This is a genomic window from Acidaminobacter sp. JC074 (assembly GCF_022496765.1).
Taxonomy (GTDB): domain Bacteria; phylum Bacillota; class Clostridia; order Peptostreptococcales; family Acidaminobacteraceae; genus JABXKX01.
Genome location: NZ_VANV01000039.1, coordinates 13,171 through 37,258, shown reverse-complemented (window position 1 = coordinate 37,258; position 24,088 = coordinate 13,171). Strand labels below are relative to the sequence as shown.

Sequence of the window (24,088 nt, the reverse complement as noted above, 5' to 3'; positions counted from 1 at the left end):
TGGGAGAGCATCTGCCTTACAAGCAGAGGGTCACAGGTTCAAGTCCTGTTACTCCCACCAAATGCGGTCCAGTAGTTCAGTTGGCTAGAACGCCAGCCTGTCACGCTGGAGGTCGACGGTTCGAGCCCGTTCTGGATCGCCATTTTTTCAATTTAAAACATGCTAGTGTGGCTCAATTGGTAGAGCAGCTGACTTGTAATCAGCAGGTTGGGGGTTCGAGTCCCTTCACTAGCTCCATATCGTGGTGGGGTTCCCGAGTGGCCAAAGGGGACGGACTGTAAATCCGTTGGCAGCGCCTTCGAAGGTTCGAATCCTTCTCCCACCACCAAACTAGCAGAAGTGGCTCAGTGGTAGAGCATCGCCTTGCCAAGGCGAGGGTCGCGGGTTCAAATCCCGTCTTCTGCTCCATTTTGCGGGTGTAGCTTAGTGGTAAAGCCCTGGCCTTCCAAGCCAGTTACGAGGGTTCGATTCCCTTCACCCGCTCCAAGATGTGGTCCATTAGCTCAGTCGGTAGAGCATCTGACTTTTAATCAGGGTGTCCCGCGTTCGAGTCGCGGATGGATCACCATTTTATGGCGGCATAGCCAAGTGGTAAGGCAGAGGTCTGCAAAACCTTTATTCCCCAGTTCAAATCTGGGTGCCGCCTCCAATTTTGCGCTCTTAGCTCAGCTGGATAGAGTGTCTGGCTACGAACCAGAAGGTCAGGAGTTCGAATCTCTTAGGGCGCGCCATTTAAAAAATAACTCAATTTAATGATTGGGTATTTTTTATGAATTAAATAAGGCATTTCTTAGGAACATGGAACACAGTTATTGCAACTGGTTCACGAGCCTAAAGAACATATATAATCCAAGGATTCAGGCCCTTGGATTTATTTTTATTTTTTGAACATGTGGAGGTGGCACCGAGAAGAAAATGACGATTTTTACAAAAATGTGCCCAAAAATGTGCCCGAGTGGCAAAGTGTAGCAAAAAATGAAAAAGAGCTCTCAAGAGAACTCATTTCTTAAATATCTGATCTATAGAATCAGCTGCAAGTTTATCAGATTCTTTGAGCTCATGACTATAGATTTTTCTTAATGTATTTGTATTTGAATGACCAAGCCTATCTGAGATTGTTCTTTCAGGTACATTTGGGTCGTGAATGAGTAAAGTGGCCATCGTGTGACGCAATCCATGTAGTGTGACTTTTGGAAGTTTATTTCTGACAATGAACTTAGCAAACCACTTTGATAAAGAATCTGGAAAACATTCTTTTCCAAAATCATCTACTAAAACATAATCAGAATCTTGCCATAAATCCCCACAAAGGTTCTCTAAATAAAATAGATAACCTTTGTATTCATAAAACTGTTCTTTCAATGAAGAGGGAATAGCCACTGTCCTAAATGAATCAGTAGTCTTAGGTGTATCTATTACAACACCAACTTTTGAAATATACTTCCTAGTACGTCTTACGTGAATCACATTATTCTTAAAATCAATATCATCCCATTTTAGTCCAGAGATCTCTGCCAGACGAAGACCTGTCATAAGAGCGATATAACATCCAGTCTTCCATTTTATCTCATGTTTTTCAATAGTGTCAAAAGCTGCAAGCACCTCATCTAGTTGCTCAGTGTTCAAGTAATTTGGTTTTGGTTTTTCACGCTTGGGTTTTGGTACTCTATCCACAGGATTGTCCACAAGATACTGCCATCTAACAGCATCAGAGAAGATTTTGTGAATAATACTGTGGATGTGGTTGATAGTAGTAGGAGATAATAGATCCCCCTTATCATTCTTTGGTGTAGAACGAATAGAGTTATACATAGTCATAATGTTTGTTGGCTTGATAGACTTCATCTTCATTCGGCCAATATGACGAAGAACATACTTGTTGAGCAAATCTTTATAGGTACGAAGTGTTTTGGATTTTAGATTGTTATTACCGTAATCTCTAAACCAAATCTGGGCAAACTGAGAAAATGTAATATTTTGATGAGTAACTACACCAAACTCAAGCAGTATTTCTTGTTCCATTCTTAGAGCTTCAGCCTCAGCTTCTTTTCTAGTACCATGAAAAGTTACCTTTTGCCTTTTACGTGTACCATCTACAGTTTTAGAAATTGCTATGGTATACTTTTGTCTTTCAATTTTAGTTATACATGCCATTAAAATCACCTCACTTTATACTATTATTTCCGTCCATATAAAGCTTTCGCTTTTGATTCGATATTCGTATCAAAGAAGCGAGTAATATAAATTGAGGGCAAATTTGAGAGACATAAATAATAATTTGTGCAAACTTCATAGTACTCTTGTTTAGATGCCATGTGCTGCAACTTCTTCATGAGAAATTCTTTAGGTACTTCAAAATGATCAATAAGATCTTGAGCAGTCGAGCGTTTGTTTTTAGCAAGAAAATCTAATAACTCATTAGTTGGAATAACATGTGATGTAGCCCATCTTAAAGCTTTTTCTTCTTCCTTATCAATTCTACATTTCCTATGATAGGAATCACCAGGTTTAGGTGTTGGGTCATCAATCATGGTGTAATAGTGGCCAAGCTCTTCTGCTAGAACTGTTTTATGAAGTGGGTCATCATTAGCTATATGAGAATCCAATAAGATATAATATTCCTCTCCATCCTTTACACACATTCCATTTGCCTTGTCATTTAGATCTACATAGTCGTATAATATTGCTTCCTCTTCTAGTTTGATTGTTAGTGTATTTATAGTTTCCATAAACCTCCTAAGAACAATTGTTCGCTATAATGATAACACCAATGTACCTTCAAAGCAATAAAAAGAAAGAATCATATCTTTCTTTTAGTAAATAAGTTAAGAATTGTTATCAAATGTTCGATTATGACTTGCTATTCCCTGACCAATCTAGGGTGAATAATACTTTGTCACTTGATAGTTCAGCAACTTTTGAGGATTTAAGTAATTTAGCTGTTTTTTCTCCATATGTCTGTATTTCATCGATAGCAATAAAACACTGCTTATTTTGAGTAGAATACAAGTTAATAATCTCTTTCATAGGTATATTACCAATATTTTTGAACATAATACTATCATGTATAATGAAAGGTAAACTAGTAAGTTTCAGTATACTAACATCAAAAATAACTAGGTTTGAGTCAGAACGTCCAGTTCCTGTATTATCTTCCAAGTGTAAACTATGGTTGTTAGAAGATAAATCTAACTTCGGAGAATTTAAATTATCTTTATAAATATCATGATTAATTATTTCCATCTGTGCGTTAATTTCATCCTGAATACTTGAGAGTATGGTTAATGTATCTTGTTGTAGCTTTTCTGTACTTTTTTTCTTATCCTCATTCTTTCTCACACTTCTCAAGTAAATTCTATTTTCTTCTTTCATATTATTAGTGGATATAATCAGTTTACTTAATGGCTCTAAAACTAGACTTGGCACAACTCCTTCAACATTATTAATTATTACTTTCTTTTCGAGAGTATCTATATGGACATCAAGTTTATTTTTCTCTATCATTAATAGATCAAGTTCTGATCTCATATCATCTGATAATACTTTTGTAATACTGTTGTGAAACTGCTCTATAGACTTCAGCTTATCAATATTAACCATTGGGAAAAATTCGATTAACGACGTGAAATTTTCAGTTATCGCTTTACTATTATTAGATAAATTATCTTCTAGTCGTCGTATTTTCGATTTTAATAGTTCTCGTTCTTTTTTGGCTTCATTTACTTCATAATACAGTTTATTTTTATTATCAAGATCATAGTCCTTTAGTTGCAACGACATTTCTAATGAAAGTTTTTCAACTTGTTTATTTTCTTCAGCTATTCTTTTTAGGTTTTTCTTATAGGTAGTCGCATTAATTTTATTTATATAATCGTATTTGTTTGCTGAGGTAATTGCTTGTATTTCTTTAGTAATGTCTTTGATATCTTTTTGGGTTTCGTTAATTATTGAATATTGTCCGAATAATTTTATTAGATTATCAAGACAATCTTTTTCTTTAGAATTAACAACGATCTTCAATGGTTTTGAATCGAATTTATTTCTTTTTTGTGCAATCCTAGAAAACGTACCCACAACTGACCTGAAGGATATGAAATTATTTTCATTAAGATAAAATTCTTTAAGTTTTTGAGTGTACGCACTTAGATTGAAATCATCAATTTTTTTATAAGAAGAATTGCAGATGTCAATTGTATCTGGATTTTCAGTACCTCTTCTATAGTAGTAGCTAATGTTATTTATTGATAGTTCAAACTCAAAAATATGATGTCCTAGATGTTTCACAACATCATCATTTTCTTTAATATATGAGTTGCCTCCATATATAAAATCTATGATCATTAGAAGTGTCGATTTCCCAATGGAGTTTGAACCTTTTTCATCTCCCAAAACCGAATTAAGTCCTTTATGAAAGTTTATTGTTTTTTCTCGAAATATATTGCAATTAATTTGTTTTAACATATAGTTTATCTCCATCGATTTTTTCTACAACGTCCAATAAAAACAAGATATCTAGTGCATATAGATATTCGTTTATCTCCTCATAATTGGAGTGTGTTAATTTAAAGATTTTAAAGATGTTACGTTCTCCTCTTTGTAACTCCTTCATTATTGGTGTTAATTTTGATAATACAGATTCGTTAAATGATGTTATTTTATTTGGCAATATCATTATTTGAGCACCTCACAATTTTGTACAAAAAAGCTAGCTAACACTTGACATCCAACTTTATTTTCTCTTCCAACTTTTATATAAATCCATTCACAGATCTGCTCAAAAATTATAGTTTTATCTTTTTCGTTGTTTTTTAACTGGATATAAAAAGTTCTGATTTGTGATGCAATTAAATCAAAAGAACCTTCTTTTGATTTGTCAAGTTCTTCAAATTGCTCTCTAATAGTAATGAAGTAGGATCTGACAAACGATTTAATCATTGATTCCGTAAATACATTTAAAGTTTCATCTGATTTTTCGTCTATTGTAAATACGTCATAGTCTAGTTTAGGTAGTTTACCTTTTTTATCTTCCATAGCCTTTGATAATGAGTTAATTACATCTGTAATTTGTGTTTCGATTCTGTAGTCTCCAAAAAAACTTCTACATGTTGTTTCTGCAATCATCTTACTTTTTAGATCATACAGTCTATAATACTCCTCTAATTGAGTGTATTTATCATGGTTACTATGACACGAAGGACACAATAATATTAAGTTCTCCAGGTCTTCTGAGTCAGTGGACAATCTCTTAACATCCTTTAACAACTCAAGTTCATGTTTATTGGGTTTATGAGGATAGATATGAGCAATTTCAAAAGCATAAAGAGTTCTATTATTTTTTGTTGTAATTAAGTCTTTACCGCACAAAGGACAAACTCTGTTAACTTCTGTTAATAAGGTAACTCTATCCTCAGTTGTGCTGTTGCGCCGAGTTTTCTTTATTTTAGTAGCCATCAATAATTTTCTCCTTTATAACTACATGTAATGTGAAAGTGTATTAGCCTATATTAGACATAAAATAAAATTGGTGCCTTAGTTAGGAATTAATTCCTTAGTTTACCAGAAAGGTGTAAAATAAAAACACCGCATATGTAGCGATGTTATTTTTGATTCTTTTTCTTTAGGTTTTTAATTAGCCCTTTCACCATTTCAATATCATCTTCGTCGAGCCCTTCGGTTGATACTGTGTTCAAAGCAATATGAAGATCATTTGTCTTACGAATTTCAGATCGACCAAATAAGAAGTCGACAGTTACATCAAAAAAATCTGCTATTTTTTCTAATGTATCGGCCTCAGGCATTTGTGAACCATTCTCATATTTTGAGATCGAACTTTTATTCAAATGAAAAATATCCCCAAACTCTTGCTGGGTAAGGCCTTTTTCTTTTCTTAACATCTTTAGTCTATTACTGAATTTGCTCATGTTAAACCTCCATGAATATTATACTATGAGTTTCGTGTGAAGTAACAATAGTTTCTTTAATGGAAACTTATTTTATTAAAAGTGTTGACAAGTTTATTTAAAGGAAATATAATAGCCTTAAGTTGCTTGTGAGTAAACAAAGGAGGTGATGGCTTGAACTTAGAAAAACTTAGAAGTATGAGAGAAGATGCAGGTTATTCCCAGGAAGTTATTGCTAAGAAACTTAACATAACTAAATCAACATACTCAAGAAAAGAGAATGGGAAATTACCGATTAGCTTAGATGAAGCAAGAGTACTTAAGACAGTGCTTAGTTTATCCAAAGCTCAGATTATGGATATTTTTTTTAATCAGAATGTTTCTTTAAAGTAAACTTAGTTTATTTTAAATATACTGCCTTAATAATCAATGTAGTATTTATTTGAAAACAGAATATTAAAGAGAGGGTTTATTAAATGAGTGACTATGACATGTTAAAAGTAATAGATATTGAATATCTTAAACAGAAACGGTTAGCCTCTAATCTAACACAATGTACAGTAGCAAATTTGTTACTTATTTCAGTATCTGATTACTCAAACAAGGAAAATGGGAAGTCTTTTTTTACCACAGTTGAGGTGTGGTTCTTAAAAGTTATTTTGGATCTTAATTATGCTGATATTGGAAAAATTTTTACTTCAAGAGCAGCACTAGAGAGAATATAAATTATCATTTATACCAAAGGAGGAATAGATTGATACAAGACATATTGAAGCAGACAAGACTTGAAGCTGGTATGACTCAAAGAACATTAGCCAATGAAGTTAATGTGGCTCAATGTAGGATATCAGCATATGAGAATGGTGAGGATATACCAATAGATATTGCTGTAAAGATCTCAAGAGTGCTTAAGTCACCAAGACTAAGACATGCAATATCTTGTACTGAAAAGGACCAGATACTATGTATACCGATTCTTAATAATGTTAATGATGATCCAGCAGTGATATTAGATTCATTAGTTGAGGAAGCTGGCGAAATGATTGAAGCTAGTATGAAGTTAAAGAAGATTATTCGAAATAGGAATACTCTTGATGATCTTACAGAAGTTGAGCGCGAAGAAGTAATGGCCTTTGAAGAACAGATTGCTGATATCATACCAGCAGTACAGCTTCACTTTATTCGGATGGCCGAGATATTTAATCTTGATATCAGTCGAATAGAAAAGAGAATGGTTATGAAGTTAAAGAAAAAGAAGTACATTATTTAGGAGGAGCTATGGAAGCAGCAATAGCAGAGAAAGTCAGAAAGATTCCTACCAAAGCTGAGATTATGAGTAGACATAGAGTTTCTACGATTACAGTGGAAGAAGCTGCAGCTTATTTAGGAATATCAATTCCGACACTGAGATCTTACTACTTACAAGGCGTTTTACCATGTATTAGAGTTAGAAGAGGTGGAAGAGTGTTGTTTAGAACAAAGTCATTAGATGACTGGATGGATAAGATGGAAGAAGATTCGTATAGAACGTTTTATGATATTCCATCAGATGTGGATTATATAGAGTAGGAGATGAAAAATGACACGAGTTATTGAGCAACTAGAACTTAGCAAGATTGATTTAAAAGATGCGATTGCTGATAAAATCATTGAAAATTCGGTATTAGAGCAGATTGTTACTGAGTGTAAAGATGAACTAGAAGTGAAGTTTATAAAGGAATGTATTGATGATAATGAGGATATCATTAAAGAATCAAAAGAAATTCTTGTAGAAGTTAATGAAGCAATTGAGATTCTTTCAATTTGTTTGGATAGTAAAAAAAGACCCTAGCTTGGCGGCAAAAGAGTCAATTTCATTAAAGCCATTATATCAGAGTATGGTGGCCATATCAAGGAGGTAACATGGAGAATCCTAATCTTATTCAGATTGTTGGATACAAAGAAAAAGAGAGGCGTTTATTCGTTAAGGTAGTAATAGCAACATTAGTAGCATTAATTACGTATGTCTTGACAACTCCTTTCATATAGGTGGGAGCTTAGCTCCTGCCAATTTTAATGGGGTGCAAATGAACTACATAAATGAAATTAATGGATTTAGAAAGTATTTAACAAAGGATCCTTTAGCAGCAAATGTCCAGGCATTATGGTATTTGTTGATGCACATTAATAATACTTGTGGCTGGATTGAATGGTTCAAAGTTTCGAATTCTAGGCTTGCAGATGAGCTTTGCGTGAGTGATAAAACTGTTAGAAATCTTAGAGGAATTTTGATAGAAAAAGGCATTATTTTATATCAATCTCAGCAGAGAAAAAAGCATTCTGGACTCTATAGAATGATCAGTTTAGAGAGTATTTTGAACCAAGATTTAGACCAAACTGCGGTAATGGTTACCGCAGAATCAGAAAACGAGAGCAAAACTGCGGTAATAGTTACCGCAGAATTAGAAAATGAGGACAAAACTGCGGTAATAGATTCCCCAGTTTCAGAAACTGCGGTAAAATCTGCGGTAATAATTTCCCCAGATTCGCAAACTGCGGTAACAGTTACCGCAGAATCGAGTGAAAACAAAAAAACTGCGGTAACCATTACCGACATAAATAAACATTATTATTGTTCTAATAATATAACAACAATAACAAGGGATGATGATTTTAAAAAGTTGATTAGTTTTTACTCAAAAAATATTAGACCGATTACACCGTATGAAGGTGAAGAATTAAAATCATGGTTAGACCATTTTCCAAGCGAAGTAATTTTACATGCTTTAAAAACTGCTGTAGAAAATGGAGCTGGAAATATCAAATACATCAATGGTATTTTGAGAAACTGGTTAAATAAAAATTTGTTGACCATGGATGCAGTGAATGCTGATCAAAGAAATTTTGAAGCTGCTAAGCAAAAAGGTAGTGAGTCAAAGGTTGTCGATATGAAAGCTAAGAATAAGTTTCATAATTTTGATCAAAGAGATAAGTTGTCCAATGATGAACTGGAACGTAAATTAGGGATAAGAAAGTGAGGTAAGTATGAATCGACAATTATTGAATTGGTTGCAGAGAAATCCACAATGGGTTCTTAGATCTGAATTTGTTAAAGGCATGATTGATTACAAGTTGTCGATGCTGGCCTTGGCAAACTGTAAAAGAGCTTTTATAACACATAAAGGTGAGTTTTATGGATCCCTAAAGGATGTACCAACATTTGTAGGTGTAAGTGAAGTCATAAGAGTTGACAGTATCTTCTCTGATCATGACTTAGAGTCGATGAAAGATGAACTAACGCAATATGAGAGTCCGGAGATTATTAGAGAGCTGAAAAGGACTCGAGAAGTTGCCATAGCCAAGACTAATGATTTTATCAAAATCTGTGATTTAAGGCTAAGTCAACTTGAAAACTAAATAGATTAAGGGTGTATATGAGCAAATCAATAACAGATAAACAACAGAAAATACTGGATGTAATCACTGAATATACTCAGTTAAATGGTTATCCACCATCAGTAAGGGAGATTGGAAAGTGTGTAGGACTTAAGTCCTCTTCAACAGTCTTTGGCCATCTGAGTAGATTAGAGAAGAAAGGTTATATCAAGAGAGACTCTTCAAAGCCAAGAGCTATTAAGGTTTTGTCAGTAAAGAGGTGATCAGGAAATGAAATTGACTAAAAAAGAAAAAGCTGTGATTAACTTTATAAAAGCCTACACAGAAGAAAAAGGCTACTTACCTAGCTTTGAGACTATTCATGAAAAAGTAGCAGATGGTGAACTAGATGAGGAGGACTTGGAGTGGATAGTAAAAGATGACTTCAAAGACATTAAAGGCTTTGAAGGTTATTATCAGCATAATTCGCAAGGAATCGTTAGATCTCTAGATAGAAAATATGTTAACAAAAGAGGTCAAAATTGCTTTTATACTGGCCAAATAATGAAGTATAGGCGTGATAATCATGGTAGTTTACAAATAACATTATCTATTGCAATGCGTAGAACTTCAAAGAGATTTGAGCAGTTGCAAAGGGAGTATAAAGAAACGGAGGAATCATGAATCAATATCAAATGGATTGGGTTCGAGATGAGCTTTCTAAAAATAAAGGCTCTGATACAGTAATTTCAAAAGATACTATACATGGATTTTGCATAGATAAAGGGTTGGATTTACCCAAGAGATTAGCAAAGCATAAGATGATTAGTGAGTTATTTGATGCAGGTTTTGGAGATGAGTTTTACCAGGAGTTTCATGAGTATGTAATGATTCCAGTATGGGAAGTCGCTAAATACTATAGATTCAGTACATATCAGTTTAATGCATTGATGGATGTAGGTGCTATTGACTTGGAGTATAGGCTCGAAACATTTAAAGGTCGTAATGGAAATTATGAAGCAAAGGTCTTTGACATAAGTATATTGGATTTTGAAAGAGATCATTACGAAGGCTTATACGCTAGGGTTTTTAGTGATAATAAATACTCGCTTAGAGTTGGTGTTGAAAGACTTGAAGAACTGGATCCATTTATTGAAGAGATCTCCAAGTTATTTGAAATCAATAGCATTAGTAACTATGAACGTAGAGACAAGAAGGGCTATATGTCATATATGGTTATCAAGAAGATTGAAAACATTGAGGAATGCTTAAACAAGTATGTTTATGAGAGTAATCGCTTAAGAGTGATTCTTCAAAATAAAGAAGATGAAATCTGTGAGTTAAAGACATTAATCAATGATATGAAAAGAAAGGCGGATTAATGAATCAAGTAGTTTTAATTGGCAGACTAACCAGGAATCCTGAATTAAGATATATAGCTTCTACTGGTACAGCAGTATGTAGATTTGCTTTAGCAGTTAATCGAGAGTTTAAAAAAGAAGGTCAACCAGATGCTGACTTTATAAATATAAAATGCTTTAGTAAGACTGCTGAAAACTCTGCTAATTATTTAAGAAAAGGCTTAATGACAGCTGTAACAGGAAGAATGCAGAATAATAACTATGAGGATAAAAATGGTGTGAAACACTATGGCATGGAAGTTATAGCATCAAGAGTTGAGTTCATTGAATGGGCCAACAGAAATTCTCAGAATAATCAACATAATACACAGGGATATCAACAGCCATCACAGCAACATAGTTACAATCAGCAGTCTTATCAACAAGATATGGCTGGATTCCAAGCTATACCTGGTGATGATGATATACCATTTTAGGAGGTAACGATGAAAAGTAGATATAAAGAGCTAGTTGAAAGAGATAACATGAGAAAAAGTGATGTTGAAAGAAAGGCACTCTTTCATATCATTGCAGGTAATGCTGAGTTATATAAGCATGTAGATGATATTTACAACTTCGATGATCACACTATCAAGCTTAATGTATTTAAGAAAGCTTGGATGACTTCTGGATCAAGAGGACTTTTGAAGTTAGCTTTCAATTTATACAATGGTTCTCAAAAAAATTCAACATATGAGTCGTTTGTATATTTGGATAAAGCAAGTACGTTTCTAGCATTAGAAGCTATAACGATTAGATTTGTGAGGTAAGTTATGAAGAGTACATTAGGAGATTTAAACAATCACTTATTTGCTCAGTTGGAGAGACTTAGCGATGAGGATATTAAAGGCGATGACCTCAAAGAGGAAATCGAAAGAAGTAAAGCAGTCACAATGATTGCAACAAAGATTATTGATAATGGATCATTAGTTTTATCTGCAAAGAAGTTTAAAGATGGATCCTATGAGCATAATCCTGAAATGAAAATGTTGGAGGGATAGATGAAGTATTCACCTGAGATGAAAGAGTTTATATTCCAGAATGCGAAAGGATTAATGAACCAGGAACTAGCTGACCTTGTAAATAAAAAGTTTGGAACTAGCCTTACTGGTAAACAGATTAAGTCATACAAGGGTTACTATGGCCTAAGAGGTGAAGTAAATTATGGTAGACCATTTAAACATAGACAATCTATTTACTCAGAAGAAGTTAGAGAGTACATGCTTCATAATCATAAAGGTGTAGGACCTAAGGAGATGGCTAAAAAACTAAATGAATTGTTTAATACCGATTTCTCATATGAGCAGATTAGATATTACTACAAGAATCATAAGTTAACCAGTGGCATAGATACTAGGTATAAGAAAGGCCGAAAATGCATCAATGGATTTAAGAAAGGTGAGAGGGTTTCAGTTCCCACGGAGTTTAAGAGAGGTCATAGACCTCATAATTACTTACCAGTAGGAACAGAAAGAACAAATGGTGATGGCTATATTGAAGTTAAGTATGCTGATGGAAAGAACTGCTGGAGAGGTAAACATGTTCTCTTGTGGGAGGAACATTATGGACCATTAGAGAAGGGGAATGCAGTAATATTTGGAGATGGTGATAAAAGAAACTTTGAGATAAACAATCTCATAAAAGTAACTAGAAGGCAGCTACTTGAGTTGAATAGGAGAAATTTAATTCAAAAGGATTCTGAATTAACCAAGACCGGAGTATTGATTGCTGACATTAATATTAAGATTTGTGAAATGAAAAAGAAGAAGTGAGGTGATGCTAGTTTGAATAATAAGGTGTTATGGAACCATGAAATGAACTTTGCTATTGGTTTAGCAACTGAGATGGATGTAGAAGAATTTGAAATAGCTGCATTAGAAGCTCATTTAGATTTAACTGGAGAAGGACTGTGTAATGATGAGTATGTTATTTCTGAAGATGTAGAACTTCTAAGATTAGAGCTCATTTAGGAGGATAATGAAGAACGAAATTGATAAACTAATTGATGCAGGATTTACCGTTGAAGAAATATTAGAAGCACTACAAGCATTTAGAGATGATCAGCAAGTAAGGTGTGATAATTGCAACAGTCGATTATGCGATTTTGATAATGGAACTGTTGTTATCAAGTGTAAGTGCGGAGAATACACAAAAATAATATGACAGAGAGCCCAGAGCTCCAGTAGCGATTGCTTACTGGTGCTCTGTTTTTGTTTATGGGGGTTAAATGAAGTTAAAAAAAGAGTATAGAGAGAGTATTATCAGTACATTGAAGTGCTACAATCTTCTATTAGCACATATAGAAGAGTTAAAGAAACAATTAGGTGAAGTATTCATGAATGATGGCGTTACAGCAATTGATTACGCTGGTGATGGTATCAAAACAGGGAACATCAATAAGCTTGTAGAGAATACAGCATTAAAGAATATTGATGATGTTGAAGAACTTAAGGCGAAACTTGATGTTGCAAAGTCAAAGCTGAATAGGTTAGATTCTGCAATAGGATCATTAGACATGAACGAAAGACAAGTCATCATTTTAGGGTATCTAAAAGGCTATCGATGGCAAGAAGTTGCCAATGAAATGAGTTATACAGACCGTATGATAAGAAATTTGAAGAAATCTGCCATTAGTAAGCTATCCTATGTATTCTATGGAGATAGAGCGTTTGAGGCTGATTCTGCTAAGATTATTTAGAAGTATTTCCGGTTTATTTCCGTTTTTATGAGAAAAACTGTGATAATCTGTTATCGTGGAAGAAATGAACCAGTGAGGAAAACCTCGCTGGTATTTTTATGGAGAAAATTATGTTTACATGTAGAGTGAAGTTTAACAATAAGGGCCAAGTCGTATGTTGTTCACAAACCAAATGTGTTAACTGTAAAGATAAAGATTCTTGTGAAGAACTAGACATGTATATCCATGGTCCTTATGAGGATGTTGGAGAATGTATGAAATCAAGAAAATATAAAAGAGTCAATGGACGACTGAGACAGAAGTAATGAAAATCAAAGGCATTAATAGACTCAAGCTCATCGAGTTAAGAGATGATATTGATCTGATAATAGAAATCACAGAAGAGTTCAGAGATATAAGTGCTGCAACAGATGAAGAAACCATCCGGACTCTTTATCTTGAGTTAGGGAACATTAATGAGATTATTGTAGCGTTAAATGCAAGTGATTTTAAGATAAGAACAAATCGAGGATATCGAAATTATAAAGCCAGTGATATTTCGTCAATACTAGAAAGTGATGATTGTACTGACTTAGGTAAGATCTCTAAGAAGTTCTACTACTACAACAAAAGCAAATGTGGATGGAAATCTTTAATCACATTAATAAAATCTATAAAAGGAGCTCAGGATGAACACTGTTGATCCAATTAGAGATTATGGAAAATTGAAAGACATTGAAGAATACCTGAAGAGAACATCCGAAAGAAACTGGTTGCTCTTCATCACTGGTACCAATACAGCTTTGAGAATATCTGATATATTGCCATTGAGAGTTAGAGATGTGAGAAATAAGCAAACACTCACTATAAAACTTGAAAAGACTGAAAAGGTTCATACCATTCAGTTGAACAAGAAATTAAGAAAAGCTTTCAGAGCTTATTGTAAAGACAAGCCACCAGATGAGTATGTTTTTAAGTCAAGAATAGGTAAGAATAGTCATATCAAAAGAGGTCAAGCTTATAACATCATTAATGAGACCTGCTTAATGTTTGGTCTTGATAATATAGGCACTCATACCCTTAGAAAAACATATGGTTATCATTTTTATGAACATACAAAAGACGTTGCTACACTTCAAGCTATACTAGGTCATAGATCACCTACTGAGACGCTTATTTACATTGGAAAGCATCAAGAGAGTGTAAATAAGTCAATGAATAGCTTTGAGTTATAGCCTTTTTTTTAGCCTTGTAGTGTACATAATTGTAATTGTGTCAGTAGAAAAGCTATAAAAAAATAAAGCAAGTAATATCAATGGTTAGAGACTATCCACGAATTAGACACACTCTAGGATATGTACAGTTCGAGGAAAATGTACTCTAGCCCTTATATTGCAATAGTTAGGAGTGATTTTGCCAAAGAAAATATGTCGCGGTAAAAACTGCAAAAATCTTGTACCCATGAATGGGAAGTATTGTCCTCAGTGTGCAAAAGTTGCTGCTATGGATAAACAAGAAAAGAATAAACATTATGATCAGAATGTGAGAGAACCAAAATTAGTAAATTTCTATCATTCAAAAGAATGGCAGAAAGTAAGACAAGCTGCATTATTAAGAGATTATCATTTATGCCAGGAATGCTTAAAGCATAATGTCATTAAATCTGCTGAGATAGTACATCATATCATTGAGATAAAAGATGATTGGTCAAAACGATTACAGATTGATAACTGCCAAAGTGTATGTAAAAGTTGTCATAATAAATTGCATATCTAACTTCTTATGTGATATCCTGTATTTGGATATTGGAGGTTCTATAATGGAAAATTTTTTAGTAGATCTATTAAAGCTTGTAATAGCAGTTGTGATAGTCTTAGTCGTAAACAATTATCTACCATCATTTGCATCAGCAAAAGGTAAGAATAAAGCTGATTTAAAAGATATACCTAAGTTAACTAAAGCTGTAGAACAAATTAAGAAAGACATAAATGATGAAAATGAAAAGTTGCGACAGAAACTTGATGTTATGTCAGCATCTCAGAATGAAGTAAACAAAGCAGAACTAGATACAATCTTCAAGATTATAGATGTTGCAAATAGTTCGACTGTTTATTTAAGATCATTCAAAATAACAGAAATTCTAAATCGAAAAAATTGCTTAAGAGATTTAGAAGTCGCTCTAGATAATTTACATATGGAGTTGGAGAAGATTCCACTAGAGTATTATAGATATCATTTGAAGTTGTATGTCTTTATGGCCCCAGAGGAGAAAGTTATAAATACTTCTAATGGTACATTTGTAATTTTAGCAAATAGCATTAATGAGCTATGTAAAATTTGTACAGAAATGATTAAGATTTCGACAGAGTTCACAACAAACAATGCAATGAGATATGAAAACTATGAAGAGTCAGTAGAGTTTTCGTGTGATTTGATGTCAACTCCTGACTTCAGTAAAAATGCAAAGAAAATAGTTTCAGATGCTCTTAATTATTCAAAGCACGTTGATGAAATGATTATGATGTTATTAAATGATGTGAGAGAATACTTAGAGAATACTGTTAAAAACTAAGTATAGGGGGAGTCTTTAAAAGTTGACACGATTTTTAAATCACCGCAGCCCCCATGCAAAAATGATTTTTTTCGGTTTTAATACTAAAAGGGGAGCAATCTTCAAAATGATTAAATACTTTATGAGTAATAAATATTTTATCTATTTTATATTAGAGATAGAAAAAATAATAACATCACTAGATGTGAAGGATTATATATCAATCATTGGCATTGTAGTTACAGCCATCTTTTCTTTGATGCTTTTTTTGAATAATAAAAAAAGTAATGTAATAGCTGAAAAACTATACAACATAGAAAAATCTAATGCAGAGAGAGTTTTGTCTGAGAAGAATATTCTTCTAGAAAAAAATGCTCAGGAGTTGTATAACTATTTGAAACTCAGTTTATCATCATTGATTGATCAATATTTCACGATAAAAAAAGAATCTGATTTAGATTGTACTACAATAGTTTATGAATGGACATCAAATATCTCTATACTTAAGGAAAATCTTACAACGAAAGAAGTTGACTTACTGTATGGACTCAATAATAGTCTTTTGAAACTGAAGAGAGTTGAAGATGATAATGCAAAGTATAGAACAGAAGTAAACAGAATAATTGCTTTATATTTTGATGAGTTTTTAATCAGCAAAATTGATCTAGATTATCATGATAATCATTTAATATATTGTGACATTATGTTTTTAAGATTACTTGATAAATTGTATAGGATGTATATTGATTCAGATATGAAGAAAGATATATTTCAATTAGAAAGCATAAATAGTATGACCAATATTGTTCATTTCTCTATCGATGCACCTCATAACCCAATAGTGAGTTTAGTCTATGATAATGATAATCTAATTAGTGTTAAAGTTTATCCAATTGTAGCAGTAAAAGAGAAATTTCTAAGTTTAGTTCAGAAGTTGAATAGATATTGCAAAATGGATGTTACATTAAGTACATTCTCAAAAAAAATTTGTGAAAAGCTAGAGGGTATGTGTTTAAGTTTTGAGTTAGATGAGGTTGGAAGACAATATTATTTTGATAATTATTTAGTTGCGAATCAAAATATAATTCAAGAATCTGGTGAAGATATGAGTATAATATTCTGCATTGAGTATTTCGATGAGGAACTAACTTCATATGGTTTGATAAAGAGATCAAACAATTACACTAGAGAAGATTTTGAACTATATAAAATTGGAAAGTATGTAAATGGAAAGTTAATTGAGGGTATTAGAATTGAATACTCGACAAAATATGCAATTAGTTTTGTTCAATATGTTAAGAATTCTGTAGTAGATTACTATACTTGGACTAACAATGAAGGAACAGATAAAATTTATGTTGAATTTAAAGATAGTCATGATATTGGGATAGGTAAAATAATTTATACAAATAAAGGACTGATTTATAAAGGGTCAATTAAAATGGGAGGTTATCTAGTAGGTGAAGGTAAGCTGTTTGATAGAGAAAAAAATCAGATTATTAATGGAACTTTTAATGAATCAAAGATTGAAAATGGCTATCTTGAAAATGCAATGTTCTTTCATAAACATGCAGATTTCATTCTCCCAAAGGGAGTCGGGACTTTATTTTCAAACATTAACAATACTTTGGCCTATATGTTAGGTTATAGTAATTGGGACCGTAATTTAAGATATGATTTCAAGTATGAATATACAGGTAAGGTTAGTAATTTCATGTTTAATGATAACTCATGTATAATTTTATTAGAAGATGATTTAATATACCAAGGTCCAATTATTGATGGTTATCCAGTAAACATAGAATATTTTTTAGATAGCTTTGAATCTATCTTACTCAGGAAAGGTATAGTTAGTGGCTTTGAAGAAGGACAACTAAAAAGGATGTATATAGATGAACTCAAATATGTCAATTGAATCAATCCTTGAAAATGGAAACAAAGCGCATTTAACCAAGGAAGAGATTCGAAAAAGGAAAAAGCAAGAAGAACAATTGAAGAATTTAAGGACTGACAAGATTAAACCTCCTACATGGTTAGGTAAGGATGCTAAGAAAGTCTTTAAGAAGATAGTGCAGGAGCTCGATGTTATTGGGCTCCTTTGTAATGTGGACATTTATACTTTGGCAGTATTGGCTGATGCCATTGAGAAGTATATCATGTGTGTGATGTCATTACATGGTGAGAAACTGTCCGTTGAGTATACTAATAAGGCTGGATTTACAAATTTCATTGAAAACCCAGTGATAAAGACACAACTTAAGTATGCTGAGTTGATTAGAAAGTATTCATCTGACTTTGGATTGTCACCAGTAGCTAGACTTAAGATCATTCATTCATCTGCTGAAGAGATGTCTGATGATGAATTAGATTTTGAAGGAGAGTTTGGTTAATGTACAATACGATTCTAGAAGAATTGATGGCCTACTCTTATTCTATTATTTATGGTGAGGTTGTTGCAGGTAAGAAACATATTAAAGCGTGTGAGAGATTTCTTAATGATCTTCAGAAAATGGAGACTGAGGAGTCTTTTTTATATTACTGGGATGAAGATGAAGCTAGAAAAGTAGTTAAATGGTATACATTCATGAAACACAGCAAAGGTGTATTAGCTGGGAAGCCAATTCATTTAACAACTTATCAGAAGTTTGTCATATGCAATATCTATGCATGGAAGCACTTTGAGACTAGATATCGAAGATTTAGATATGGTTATGTTCAAACAGGACGTAAAAATGCTAAATCTCAGATGGAAGGTGGCATGGCTTCATATGAAGCTGGTGGTCGTGGCGTTAAAGCAGCAGAGATTTATACTTTAGGTGTTGAACGTGAACAAGCTAAAATCGTATTTGATGAAATAGAACTTATGACAGGTCCAGTTGTTAAAAAGCGTTTCAAGTTTAATCAAAAAGAGATTACGCATAAGAAAAGCAAATCTTTTATCAAGCACCTTTCTAAGAAAGCTGGCAAAACAGGTGACGGTAAGAATCCTCAGTTAGCTATTATAGATGAGTATCATGCACATCCAACTAGTGAACAGTATGATGTCATGGTTTCAGGTATGATGGCGAGATCAGAGCCACTTATTATGATTATCACAACTGCAGGTTCTGACTTTGAAGATAAGCCATGCTATTTAGAGTATAAGTATTGCAGTGATATCTTAGATGGTGTCATTGATAATGATGAATATTTTGTTATGATATGTGAGCTTGACAAAGATGATGATCCTAAAGATGAAACTGTATGGATAAAAGCCAATCCTATTGCCTGTACTTATCCAGAGGGATTGGATTCGTTAAGGGCAGAATGTAAAAGAGTCTATGGTTCAGGTGATGAAGAGAAAATAAGAAACTTTCTCACAAAGAACTGTAATATCTGGGTTAAGTTTGGTGAAAACAAGTTCTTGAACATTGATTACTGGCATAGCTGTGCTAATGAGATATCTTTTGAGACGTTTAGAGGTGCTGATTGTTATATTGGTATGGACCTTTCAAAGTCAGGTGACTTAACAAGTATCTCCTTTGAGTTTCCTTTCTTAGATAATGAGGTTCGAAAGTACGCTTTCTTTAGTCATAGCTTTCTACCAATAGAAACTATGAATGAAAAGCGTAAGACTGATAAGATACCATATGATTTCTGGATTAAAAAAGGTTGGTTAACAGCTACAGAAGCCAATGAAGGTATGATAGTTGACTACTGGGCTATGATTAATTACATAGAGGCAATGGTTAAAGAGTATGATCTTCGTGTTATGGAGATATGTTATGACGCTCATAATGCTGCCATTACAGTAGCAGAACTTGAAAGAAGAGGTTTTGAGTGTGTCCAGATACCTCAGTCATGTGCAAAGTTAGATGAACCTACTCGAAATTTTCAGGATCTTGTTAAAGTTGGTCAGATTGCTCATGATGGTAATAAACTATTAGCCTGGTCAATTAATAACAGTGAAAAAGATACTAACTCTTTTGGTGAAATCAAGATTTCTAAGAAATCACGCTTTAAGAGAATAGATCCAGCAGCTACATGCATTTTTGCTCATAAGAGAGCGATGACATACTGGAGTGATGTAGGTACTAAAGAAATCACTGATGAATATCTAGATGAATTATGGGGAGGTTGATAAATGGGATTAAAGAACTGGTTCCGGTTCGGCAATAAAAGAACTGTGATGGAACTGAACAAAGATGATGATGCCATCTTAAAGGCATTAGGCATTAATGAAACAGCTAATGCTAAAGAAGCAACATATTTTACATGCCTGAGGATATTATCAGATAGTGTATCAAAGATATCACTTGAGATTATTGAAAGAAATGGTGATGGCATCAAGAAACACTATGGCCATAAACTTGAGAAAATCTTAAATCTAAAACCAAATCCATATATGAGTGCTAACGACTTCTGGAAAGCAGTTGAGCATCAAAGAAATGATCAAGGGAATGCAGTTGTATTGCCTTTTTTTAATGCTCGTACTGGTGTGTTAGAACATCTTTACCCAGTAGATTTTAAGAATGTGGAACTGTGGATTGATAATAAGGGCATATTAGGTGATCCTGATCAGTTTTACTACATCATTAAAGATAAACTCGGTAATAGATACAAGTATCATCCGGATGATGTACTTCATTTCAAAGGTGTTACTTATGATGGCATGATTGGTGTGCCAGTCAAAGTTGTACTTGCAAGTCTGATAGAGGGTAACAAAGGTGCTCAAGACTATGTGAAAAACTTCATGGAAAATGGCATGTTTGGAAGTGGTACCATTCAGTATACTGGCGACATATCAGATAACAGTGCTAAGAATTTAGCTGAGAAGCTCTTTGAGAATGTAAAGTCTGTTAGAAATGCCGGTAAGATATTTCCTATGCCTGTTGGATTTCAATATCAGCCTATGAAGCTTACCATGGCAGATGCTCAGTTCTTAGAGTTGAGTCAATTATCTGTCAGACAAATTGCTGGTGCTTTTGGTATTAAGCTGCACCAAGTCAATGATTTATCCAAGTCTAGCTTTTCTTCTATTTCTGAACAGAATAGAGAATTCTACATAGATACACTTCTTGCAATTTTCAAAATGTATGAGTGCGAGATGAGTTATAAGCTATTTCATGACCATGAGATTGATAAAGGCTTTAGAGTGAAGTTCTCAGTAGATAACATCCTTAGAGCTGATATCAAAACCAGGTATGAAGCCTATAGAATAGCTATCAATGCTGGATTCAAAACACCTAATGAGTGTAGAAAGCTAGAAGGAGATCCTGCTGTACCGGAGGGAGATGATCTTATCTGTAACGGTAACATGCAGAAAGTTAGGGATATAGGTGTGTTTTATAAGAATAAGGAGGGCAAGTCAGGTGGAAAAGGAAAAGATGAATGATGAATTAGAACATCGTTCAGTTATTGGCCATGTTGAAATCAGAGCGGACTCAGAAGATGATTCTGAATCACGTATGTTAACAGGTTATGCAATCAGTTACAATGTTCAATCTCAAGTCATGCGTGACTGGTGGGGTGATAAGTTCGTTGAAGTCATAGCTGAAGGAGCTTTTGACAAGAGCTTAAATGAAAGAAGCGTTCTGGCTTATTGGAACCATAATAAAGACATTCTACTAGGGAACACTGAGAGTGAAACACTTGTATTAGAAAGTGATTCAACGGGTGTTCGTTTTGATTTAGATCTTCCTAATAGCTCATGGGGAGATAACGTTCTAGAAAGTGCTAGACGCAAAGATGTAAGAGGTACAAGTTTTGGTTTTAGAGTTGTAGATGATTTAATCTCTAAGATTGAGATTGATGGTGAAGAGGTTTATAAGAGAACGGTTGTTGAAGCGGAACTCTTTGAGATTAGCCCAACACCTAAACCAGCTTATCTAGATTCAGAATGTCATGTCAGAAGTATCGATGAGCTAAGAAATAATAATCTAGACATAGAGGCTAGAGCCTTATTGTTAGAACTAGAAATTATGTAAAGGAGATGCGCATGAGCAGAAAATTAAGAAAGTTACTTGCACAAAAAGAAGAAAAGAGAAAAGAAGCACTTGCCTTAGTAGAAGAGCGTAAGCTTGATGAAGCTAGAGCAATCAAGGACGAAATTAAAGAGATTGATGAGGAAATCGAACTTTTAAGAGAACTTGAAGATGAGGAAGAAGAGCAGCGTACTAATGAGCCTACTTCTGGTGCTAAAGTTGCTGAACCTGGTAAAGGTGAAGAAAGATCATTAGAAGAGAGATACAATGATGCTTATGTAAAGGCATTAAGAAACAAGTCTCTTAACGATGATGAGAGAGATGCTGTTGAAGAGTATGGCAGAGAGCATAGATATTTGACAGAGGGTACTGATGAAGATGGTGGTGTATTGGTACCAGTTGACCAGCAAACTGCTATCAATGAACTTAAGAGAACTGATGACGATTTATCTCAATATGTTAATGTTGAGCCAGTTACTACTTTATCAGGTTCAAGAGTTATTGAGAAGTTAGCTGATATGGTACCATTCCAGGACTTAGATGGGGATGGTAAGATTCAGAAGACTGATAACCCTAAGTTTAAGACTGTAGCTTATACAATTGCTCAGAAATACGGTATTTTACCAATCTCAAACACCTTGAAAAAGGCTGGTGATAAGACTTTAGTGAGTTATGTGAACAAGTGGTTAGCCAAGAAGAAGAGAGCTACTCACAATGCTGGTATCTTAGCTAAGTTAGCTACACTTACTAAAAAGGCTATTGCAGACTTTGATGCTATTAAGAAGATCCTTAATGTGGATTTAGATCCAGCAATCACTGCAAGCTCAATCATTCTTACAAACCAAGATGGTTTCAACAAGCTTGATACAATGAAGGATTCTGATGGTAAGTACATCATGCAGCCTGATCCAAAAGAACCAACAAAAATGCAGATTAAAGGTCGTAGAGTTGTTATGATTTCAAATAAGGTTTTAAAGACAACTGGTACAACTACTAAGAAAGCACCAATGATTATTGGTGACTTGAAAGAAGCTATTACATTGTTCGACTTTGAGACTATGGAACTTCTATCAACTAATGTTGGTGGTGATGCTTTCACTAGAAATACAACTGATACAAGAGCAATCTTGGGTTTTGATACTCAATTGGTTGATGATGGTGCAGTTGTGTATGGTGAACTGACTGTATCTTAAGAAGGTGATGTGAATGGTTACTTTAGCACAAGCTAAAGAGTTCTTACACTTAGATGTTGAGGATCATGATGAAGATGCTATCCTCAACATCATCATTAAAGCTGCAGAAGAGTATCTGAAAGAAGCTACAGGTAAAAGTTTTGATGCAACTAACAATCGTGCAGTCTTGTTTATGCTGGTCCTTATAAATGATTTTTATGAGAATCGTGAGATGATTGGTAAACCAAGCGACAAAGTTCGTGAGACCATCACCAGTATTAAGTTACAGCTTAAGTATGGAGGTGAGTAATGCGAGCAGGTAAGATGAAAAAGCTTGAAGTCTGGGGTAAAGTTGAAAAGACCAATGAACTCAGTGAAAAAGATTATAGTCCTGGTAAAATCAAATCAGTTTATTTAGAGATGATTCCGATGACTGGATCTGTTTCTTCTTTAGCTGGTAATACTAAAGTGAGTGGTACGACTCATAAGTTCAAGGGGCGTTATGTTACTTGCAAGTTCATTAAAGATGATATGTGGTTCATAAGAAATGGTGTTAAGTATGAGATAAAGTTTATCCTTAATCCTTTTGAAGCCAACAAGGAGCTTGAGTTCTTCTGTGAGGTGAGCTGATGGCTGATTATGAGTTTAGTGATAAAGAACTTTTGAAGCTTGCAGATGATTTAGAGAAGATGTCTGAAGCGGTACCAAAGCTTACTAAGAGATTTCTAAATAAGGAAGGCAATAAGCTTAAGTCAGCTGTGAAAAAGCTTGCTAAGACAAGAATCAAGGTAAACTCAGGCAATTACATGAAACATTTAAAGCGTGGTAAGCCATATCAATATAAAGGTGTGGATTGGTCCGTTAGAGTATATAATGCGTCCAATCATGCTCATTTGATAGAGGATGGCCATGATATTGTTGCAAAAGGTTCGAAGCGTGGCAAAGGTAAGAAGGTGGGCTATAAAAATGGCTATCATATTCATGCGGATGCTGAAAGACGTTTTACAAATACCTATGTAAAAGATGCCATGGATTTTCTGGATGAAGTCTTAGATGAAGGAAAGTGGTAGG

37 protein-coding genes and 8 tRNA genes are annotated in these 24,088 nt (G+C 33.9%); 39 read left to right on the top strand and 6 right to left on the bottom strand.

Going from position 1 to position 24,088, the window contains the following annotated elements:
* Positions 1 to 65 precede the first annotated feature (65 nt).
* The 8 genes from EZV73_RS27065 (at position 66) to EZV73_RS27030 (ending at position 731) form a co-directional block, all read left to right on the top strand.
* Positions 66 to 142 (top strand) — tRNA-Asp (locus EZV73_RS27065).
* Between the two features lie 19 nt (positions 143 to 161).
* A tRNA-Thr gene (locus EZV73_RS27060) sits at positions 162 to 237 on the top strand.
* Positions 238 to 243: 6 nt separating this feature from the next.
* A tRNA-Tyr gene (locus EZV73_RS27055) sits at positions 244 to 328 on the top strand.
* Between the two features lie 5 nt (positions 329 to 333).
* Positions 334 to 408 (top strand) — tRNA-Gly (locus EZV73_RS27050).
* Positions 409 to 412: 4 nt separating this feature from the next.
* Positions 413 to 486: transfer RNA gene (locus tag EZV73_RS27045), tRNA-Gly, on the top strand.
* A 6-nt stretch (positions 487 to 492) separates the two neighbouring features.
* Positions 493 to 568 (top strand) — tRNA-Lys (locus EZV73_RS27040).
* 6 nt (positions 569 to 574) lie between these two features.
* Positions 575 to 649, top strand: a tRNA-Cys gene (locus tag EZV73_RS27035).
* 5 nt (positions 650 to 654) lie between these two features.
* Positions 655 to 731: transfer RNA gene (locus EZV73_RS27030), tRNA-Arg, on the top strand.
* A 268-nt stretch (positions 732 to 999) separates the two neighbouring features.
* Here the strand turns inward: EZV73_RS27030 and EZV73_RS27025 are convergent.
* The 6 genes from EZV73_RS27025 to EZV73_RS27005 all read right to left on the bottom strand — a co-directional run bounded on the left by EZV73_RS27025 (position 1,000) and on the right by EZV73_RS27005 (position 5,921).
* On the bottom strand, positions 1,000 to 2,154 hold the full coding sequence (locus EZV73_RS27025) for a site-specific integrase (protein WP_240843708.1): 1,155 nt from the start codon (positions 2,152 to 2,154) through the stop codon (positions 1,000 to 1,002).
* A 23-nt stretch (positions 2,155 to 2,177) separates the two neighbouring features.
* Positions 2,178 to 2,729: an ImmA/IrrE family metallo-endopeptidase gene (locus EZV73_RS27020; RefSeq protein WP_240843707.1), complete on the bottom strand. Its 552-nt coding sequence runs from the start codon at positions 2,727 to 2,729 to the stop codon at positions 2,178 to 2,180.
* Between the two features lie 121 nt (positions 2,730 to 2,850).
* The gene (locus EZV73_RS27015) at positions 2,851 to 4,461 is read right to left on the bottom strand and encodes a DUF2326 domain-containing protein (RefSeq protein ID WP_240843706.1); all 1,611 of its coding nucleotides are present in this window, start codon (positions 4,459 to 4,461) and stop codon (positions 2,851 to 2,853) included.
* Positions 4,445 to 4,672, bottom strand: coding sequence for an ABC-three component system middle component 7 (locus EZV73_RS29025; protein ID WP_369123966.1), 228 nt, complete (start codon positions 4,670 to 4,672; stop codon positions 4,445 to 4,447). The genes EZV73_RS27015 and EZV73_RS29025 overlap by 17 nt, the downstream gene beginning before the upstream one ends.
* On the bottom strand, positions 4,672 to 5,451 hold the full coding sequence (locus EZV73_RS27010; RefSeq protein ID WP_240843705.1) for an ABC-three component system protein: 780 nt from the start codon (positions 5,449 to 5,451) through the stop codon (positions 4,672 to 4,674). The genes EZV73_RS29025 and EZV73_RS27010 overlap by 1 nt, the downstream gene beginning before the upstream one ends.
* A gap of 146 nt (positions 5,452 to 5,597) precedes the next feature.
* A complete protein-coding gene (locus tag EZV73_RS27005; RefSeq protein WP_240843704.1) occupies positions 5,598 to 5,921 on the bottom strand; it encodes a helix-turn-helix domain-containing protein in 324 nt (107 codons plus the stop codon).
* Between the two features lie 153 nt (positions 5,922 to 6,074).
* Here EZV73_RS27005 and EZV73_RS27000 point away from each other — a divergent pair, with 153 nt between their 5' ends.
* From EZV73_RS27000 to EZV73_RS26850, 31 genes are all read left to right on the top strand, one after another.
* Positions 6,075 to 6,293 carry a helix-turn-helix transcriptional regulator gene (locus tag EZV73_RS27000; RefSeq protein WP_240843703.1) on the top strand — a complete coding sequence of 73 codons (219 nt, stop codon included), beginning with the start codon at positions 6,075 to 6,077 and terminating at the stop codon, positions 6,291 to 6,293.
* Between the two features lie 83 nt (positions 6,294 to 6,376).
* Positions 6,377 to 6,625, top strand: coding sequence for a helix-turn-helix domain-containing protein (locus EZV73_RS26995; protein WP_240843702.1), 249 nt, complete (start codon positions 6,377 to 6,379; stop codon positions 6,623 to 6,625).
* A gap of 29 nt (positions 6,626 to 6,654) precedes the next feature.
* Positions 6,655 to 7,170 carry a helix-turn-helix transcriptional regulator gene (locus EZV73_RS26990; RefSeq protein WP_240843701.1) on the top strand — a complete coding sequence of 172 codons (516 nt, stop codon included), beginning with the start codon at positions 6,655 to 6,657 and terminating at the stop codon, positions 7,168 to 7,170.
* 8 nt (positions 7,171 to 7,178) lie between these two features.
* Positions 7,179 to 7,469 (top strand): helix-turn-helix domain-containing protein, encoded by a 291-nt coding sequence (locus EZV73_RS26985; RefSeq protein ID WP_240843700.1) that lies wholly within the window; start codon positions 7,179 to 7,181, stop codon positions 7,467 to 7,469.
* A gap of 10 nt (positions 7,470 to 7,479) precedes the next feature.
* Positions 7,480 to 7,731: a hypothetical protein gene (locus tag EZV73_RS26980; protein WP_240843699.1), complete on the top strand. Its 252-nt coding sequence runs from the start codon at positions 7,480 to 7,482 to the stop codon at positions 7,729 to 7,731.
* Between the two features lie 235 nt (positions 7,732 to 7,966).
* The gene (locus tag EZV73_RS26975; protein ID WP_240843698.1) at positions 7,967 to 8,917 is read left to right on the top strand and encodes a DnaD domain protein; all 951 of its coding nucleotides are present in this window, start codon (positions 7,967 to 7,969) and stop codon (positions 8,915 to 8,917) included.
* A 7-nt stretch (positions 8,918 to 8,924) separates the two neighbouring features.
* Positions 8,925 to 9,296: a hypothetical protein gene (locus EZV73_RS26970; protein WP_240843697.1), complete on the top strand. Its 372-nt coding sequence runs from the start codon at positions 8,925 to 8,927 to the stop codon at positions 9,294 to 9,296.
* A 17-nt stretch (positions 9,297 to 9,313) separates the two neighbouring features.
* Positions 9,314 to 9,538: a hypothetical protein gene (locus EZV73_RS26965; RefSeq protein ID WP_240843696.1), complete on the top strand. Its 225-nt coding sequence runs from the start codon at positions 9,314 to 9,316 to the stop codon at positions 9,536 to 9,538.
* A 7-nt stretch (positions 9,539 to 9,545) separates the two neighbouring features.
* Complete coding sequence (locus tag EZV73_RS26960; protein ID WP_240843695.1) at positions 9,546 to 9,938, top strand: NUMOD4 domain-containing protein; 393 nt, start codon at positions 9,546 to 9,548, stop codon at positions 9,936 to 9,938.
* Entirely contained in the window at positions 9,935 to 10,636 is a 702-nt protein-coding gene (locus tag EZV73_RS26955) for a hypothetical protein (protein WP_240843694.1), read from the top strand. The genes EZV73_RS26960 and EZV73_RS26955 overlap by 4 nt, the downstream gene beginning before the upstream one ends.
* Positions 10,636 to 11,091 carry a single-stranded DNA-binding protein gene (locus tag EZV73_RS26950; protein ID WP_240843693.1) on the top strand — a complete coding sequence of 152 codons (456 nt, stop codon included), beginning with the start codon at positions 10,636 to 10,638 and terminating at the stop codon, positions 11,089 to 11,091. Before EZV73_RS26955 ends, EZV73_RS26950 begins: the two co-directional genes overlap by 1 nt.
* A gap of 9 nt (positions 11,092 to 11,100) precedes the next feature.
* Positions 11,101 to 11,424, top strand: a complete 324-nt coding sequence (locus tag EZV73_RS26945) for a DUF6075 family protein (RefSeq protein WP_240843692.1) — start codon at positions 11,101 to 11,103, stop codon at positions 11,422 to 11,424.
* 3 nt (positions 11,425 to 11,427) lie between these two features.
* Entirely contained in the window at positions 11,428 to 11,655 is a 228-nt protein-coding gene (locus EZV73_RS26940; protein ID WP_240843691.1) for a hypothetical protein, read from the top strand.
* On the top strand, positions 11,656 to 12,426 hold the full coding sequence (locus EZV73_RS26935) for an HNH endonuclease signature motif containing protein (RefSeq protein WP_240843690.1): 771 nt from the start codon (positions 11,656 to 11,658) through the stop codon (positions 12,424 to 12,426).
* 12 nt (positions 12,427 to 12,438) lie between these two features.
* A complete protein-coding gene (locus EZV73_RS26930; protein WP_240843689.1) occupies positions 12,439 to 12,624 on the top strand; it encodes a hypothetical protein in 186 nt (61 codons plus the stop codon).
* 7 nt (positions 12,625 to 12,631) lie between these two features.
* Positions 12,632 to 12,817 (top strand): hypothetical protein, encoded by a 186-nt coding sequence (locus EZV73_RS26925; protein WP_240843688.1) that lies wholly within the window; start codon positions 12,632 to 12,634, stop codon positions 12,815 to 12,817.
* 64 nt (positions 12,818 to 12,881) lie between these two features.
* The gene (locus EZV73_RS26920) at positions 12,882 to 13,352 is read left to right on the top strand and encodes a sigma factor-like helix-turn-helix DNA-binding protein (protein WP_240843687.1); all 471 of its coding nucleotides are present in this window, start codon (positions 12,882 to 12,884) and stop codon (positions 13,350 to 13,352) included.
* A gap of 110 nt (positions 13,353 to 13,462) precedes the next feature.
* Positions 13,463 to 13,657 carry a hypothetical protein gene (locus tag EZV73_RS26915; RefSeq protein ID WP_240843686.1) on the top strand — a complete coding sequence of 65 codons (195 nt, stop codon included), beginning with the start codon at positions 13,463 to 13,465 and terminating at the stop codon, positions 13,655 to 13,657.
* Positions 13,657 to 14,034, top strand: coding sequence for a hypothetical protein (locus tag EZV73_RS26910; RefSeq protein WP_240843685.1), 378 nt, complete (start codon positions 13,657 to 13,659; stop codon positions 14,032 to 14,034). Before EZV73_RS26915 ends, EZV73_RS26910 begins: the two co-directional genes overlap by 1 nt.
* Positions 14,021 to 14,566 (top strand): tyrosine-type recombinase/integrase, encoded by a 546-nt coding sequence (locus EZV73_RS26905; RefSeq protein WP_240843684.1) that lies wholly within the window; start codon positions 14,021 to 14,023, stop codon positions 14,564 to 14,566. Before EZV73_RS26910 ends, EZV73_RS26905 begins: the two co-directional genes overlap by 14 nt.
* 178 nt (positions 14,567 to 14,744) lie before the next feature.
* Positions 14,745 to 15,107 (top strand): HNH endonuclease, encoded by a 363-nt coding sequence (locus EZV73_RS26900; protein WP_240843683.1) that lies wholly within the window; start codon positions 14,745 to 14,747, stop codon positions 15,105 to 15,107.
* A 43-nt stretch (positions 15,108 to 15,150) separates the two neighbouring features.
* Positions 15,151 to 15,903, top strand: a complete 753-nt coding sequence (locus EZV73_RS26895; protein WP_240843682.1) for a hypothetical protein — start codon at positions 15,151 to 15,153, stop codon at positions 15,901 to 15,903.
* Positions 15,904 to 16,009: 106 nt separating this feature from the next.
* Positions 16,010 to 17,797, top strand: a complete 1,788-nt coding sequence (locus EZV73_RS26890) for a hypothetical protein (protein WP_240843681.1) — start codon at positions 16,010 to 16,012, stop codon at positions 17,795 to 17,797.
* Positions 17,775 to 18,272 (top strand): phage terminase small subunit P27 family, encoded by a 498-nt coding sequence (locus EZV73_RS26885; protein WP_240843680.1) that lies wholly within the window; start codon positions 17,775 to 17,777, stop codon positions 18,270 to 18,272. The genes EZV73_RS26890 and EZV73_RS26885 overlap by 23 nt, the downstream gene beginning before the upstream one ends.
* Positions 18,272 to 20,002: a terminase large subunit gene (locus EZV73_RS26880; protein ID WP_240843679.1), complete on the top strand. Its 1,731-nt coding sequence runs from the start codon at positions 18,272 to 18,274 to the stop codon at positions 20,000 to 20,002. Before EZV73_RS26885 ends, EZV73_RS26880 begins: the two co-directional genes overlap by 1 nt.
* 3 nt (positions 20,003 to 20,005) lie before the next feature.
* Positions 20,006 to 21,256 carry a phage portal protein gene (locus EZV73_RS26875; RefSeq protein ID WP_240843678.1) on the top strand — a complete coding sequence of 417 codons (1,251 nt, stop codon included), beginning with the start codon at positions 20,006 to 20,008 and terminating at the stop codon, positions 21,254 to 21,256.
* Complete coding sequence (locus tag EZV73_RS26870; RefSeq protein ID WP_240843677.1) at positions 21,234 to 21,848, top strand: HK97 family phage prohead protease; 615 nt, start codon at positions 21,234 to 21,236, stop codon at positions 21,846 to 21,848. The genes EZV73_RS26875 and EZV73_RS26870 overlap by 23 nt, the downstream gene beginning before the upstream one ends.
* An 11-nt stretch (positions 21,849 to 21,859) precedes the next feature.
* Positions 21,860 to 23,038 (top strand): phage major capsid protein, encoded by a 1,179-nt coding sequence (locus tag EZV73_RS26865; protein WP_240843676.1) that lies wholly within the window; start codon positions 21,860 to 21,862, stop codon positions 23,036 to 23,038.
* 13 nt (positions 23,039 to 23,051) lie between these two features.
* Entirely contained in the window at positions 23,052 to 23,327 is a 276-nt protein-coding gene (locus EZV73_RS26860) for a head-tail connector protein (protein WP_240843675.1), read from the top strand.
* Positions 23,327 to 23,647: a head-tail adaptor protein gene (locus tag EZV73_RS26855; RefSeq protein WP_240843674.1), complete on the top strand. Its 321-nt coding sequence runs from the start codon at positions 23,327 to 23,329 to the stop codon at positions 23,645 to 23,647. Before EZV73_RS26860 ends, EZV73_RS26855 begins: the two co-directional genes overlap by 1 nt.
* Positions 23,647 to 24,087, top strand: coding sequence for an HK97 gp10 family phage protein (locus EZV73_RS26850; RefSeq protein ID WP_240843673.1), 441 nt, complete (start codon positions 23,647 to 23,649; stop codon positions 24,085 to 24,087). The genes EZV73_RS26855 and EZV73_RS26850 overlap by 1 nt, the downstream gene beginning before the upstream one ends.
* The last annotated feature ends 1 nt before the right edge of the window (position 24,088 follow it).

Bases quoted from the DNA above. Each gene is read 5' to 3' on its own strand.
- EZV73_RS26920 (WP_240843687.1), top strand. From the start codon at position 12,882: ATGAAGTTAAAAAAAGAGTATAGAGAGAGTATTATCAGTACATTGAAG.
- EZV73_RS29025 (WP_369123966.1), bottom strand. From the start codon at position 4,672: ATGATATTGCCAAATAAAATAACATCATTTAACGAATCTGTATTATCA.
- EZV73_RS26980 (WP_240843699.1), top strand. From the start codon at position 7,480: ATGACACGAGTTATTGAGCAACTAGAACTTAGCAAGATTGATTTAAAA.
- EZV73_RS27005 (WP_240843704.1), bottom strand. From the start codon at position 5,921: ATGAGCAAATTCAGTAATAGACTAAAGATGTTAAGAAAAGAAAAAGGC.
- EZV73_RS27025 (WP_240843708.1), bottom strand. From the start codon at position 2,154: ATGGCATGTATAACTAAAATTGAAAGACAAAAGTATACCATAGCAATT.
- EZV73_RS26875 (WP_240843678.1), top strand. From the start codon at position 20,006: ATGGGATTAAAGAACTGGTTCCGGTTCGGCAATAAAAGAACTGTGATG.
- EZV73_RS26890 (WP_240843681.1), top strand. From the start codon at position 16,010: ATGATTAAATACTTTATGAGTAATAAATATTTTATCTATTTTATATTA.
- EZV73_RS26855 (WP_240843674.1), top strand. From the start codon at position 23,327: ATGCGAGCAGGTAAGATGAAAAAGCTTGAAGTCTGGGGTAAAGTTGAA.
- EZV73_RS26975 (WP_240843698.1), top strand. From the start codon at position 7,967: ATGAACTACATAAATGAAATTAATGGATTTAGAAAGTATTTAACAAAG.
- EZV73_RS26985 (WP_240843700.1), top strand. From the start codon at position 7,179: ATGGAAGCAGCAATAGCAGAGAAAGTCAGAAAGATTCCTACCAAAGCT.
- EZV73_RS26950 (WP_240843693.1), top strand. From the start codon at position 10,636: ATGAATCAAGTAGTTTTAATTGGCAGACTAACCAGGAATCCTGAATTA.
- EZV73_RS26860 (WP_240843675.1), top strand. From the start codon at position 23,052: ATGGTTACTTTAGCACAAGCTAAAGAGTTCTTACACTTAGATGTTGAG.
- EZV73_RS26945 (WP_240843692.1), top strand. From the start codon at position 11,101: ATGAAAAGTAGATATAAAGAGCTAGTTGAAAGAGATAACATGAGAAAA.
- EZV73_RS26970 (WP_240843697.1), top strand. From the start codon at position 8,925: ATGAATCGACAATTATTGAATTGGTTGCAGAGAAATCCACAATGGGTT.
- EZV73_RS26850 (WP_240843673.1), top strand. From the start codon at position 23,647: ATGGCTGATTATGAGTTTAGTGATAAAGAACTTTTGAAGCTTGCAGAT.
- EZV73_RS26865 (WP_240843676.1), top strand. From the start codon at position 21,860: ATGAGCAGAAAATTAAGAAAGTTACTTGCACAAAAAGAAGAAAAGAGA.
- EZV73_RS26940 (WP_240843691.1), top strand. From the start codon at position 11,428: ATGAAGAGTACATTAGGAGATTTAAACAATCACTTATTTGCTCAGTTG.
- EZV73_RS26885 (WP_240843680.1), top strand. From the start codon at position 17,775: ATGAACTCAAATATGTCAATTGAATCAATCCTTGAAAATGGAAACAAA.
- EZV73_RS26965 (WP_240843696.1), top strand. From the start codon at position 9,314: ATGAGCAAATCAATAACAGATAAACAACAGAAAATACTGGATGTAATC.
- EZV73_RS26880 (WP_240843679.1), top strand. From the start codon at position 18,272: ATGTACAATACGATTCTAGAAGAATTGATGGCCTACTCTTATTCTATT.
- EZV73_RS26960 (WP_240843695.1), top strand. From the start codon at position 9,546: ATGAAATTGACTAAAAAAGAAAAAGCTGTGATTAACTTTATAAAAGCC.
- EZV73_RS26895 (WP_240843682.1), top strand. From the start codon at position 15,151: ATGGAAAATTTTTTAGTAGATCTATTAAAGCTTGTAATAGCAGTTGTG.
- EZV73_RS26955 (WP_240843694.1), top strand. From the start codon at position 9,935: ATGAATCAATATCAAATGGATTGGGTTCGAGATGAGCTTTCTAAAAAT.
- EZV73_RS26915 (WP_240843686.1), top strand. From the start codon at position 13,463: ATGTTTACATGTAGAGTGAAGTTTAACAATAAGGGCCAAGTCGTATGT.
- EZV73_RS26910 (WP_240843685.1), top strand. From the start codon at position 13,657: ATGAAAATCAAAGGCATTAATAGACTCAAGCTCATCGAGTTAAGAGAT.
- EZV73_RS27015 (WP_240843706.1), bottom strand. From the start codon at position 4,461: ATGTTAAAACAAATTAATTGCAATATATTTCGAGAAAAAACAATAAAC.
- EZV73_RS26925 (WP_240843688.1), top strand. From the start codon at position 12,632: ATGAAGAACGAAATTGATAAACTAATTGATGCAGGATTTACCGTTGAA.
- EZV73_RS27010 (WP_240843705.1), bottom strand. From the start codon at position 5,451: ATGGCTACTAAAATAAAGAAAACTCGGCGCAACAGCACAACTGAGGAT.
- EZV73_RS26995 (WP_240843702.1), top strand. From the start codon at position 6,377: ATGAGTGACTATGACATGTTAAAAGTAATAGATATTGAATATCTTAAA.
- EZV73_RS26935 (WP_240843690.1), top strand. From the start codon at position 11,656: ATGAAGTATTCACCTGAGATGAAAGAGTTTATATTCCAGAATGCGAAA.
- EZV73_RS26905 (WP_240843684.1), top strand. From the start codon at position 14,021: ATGAACACTGTTGATCCAATTAGAGATTATGGAAAATTGAAAGACATT.
- EZV73_RS27020 (WP_240843707.1), bottom strand. From the start codon at position 2,729: ATGGAAACTATAAATACACTAACAATCAAACTAGAAGAGGAAGCAATA.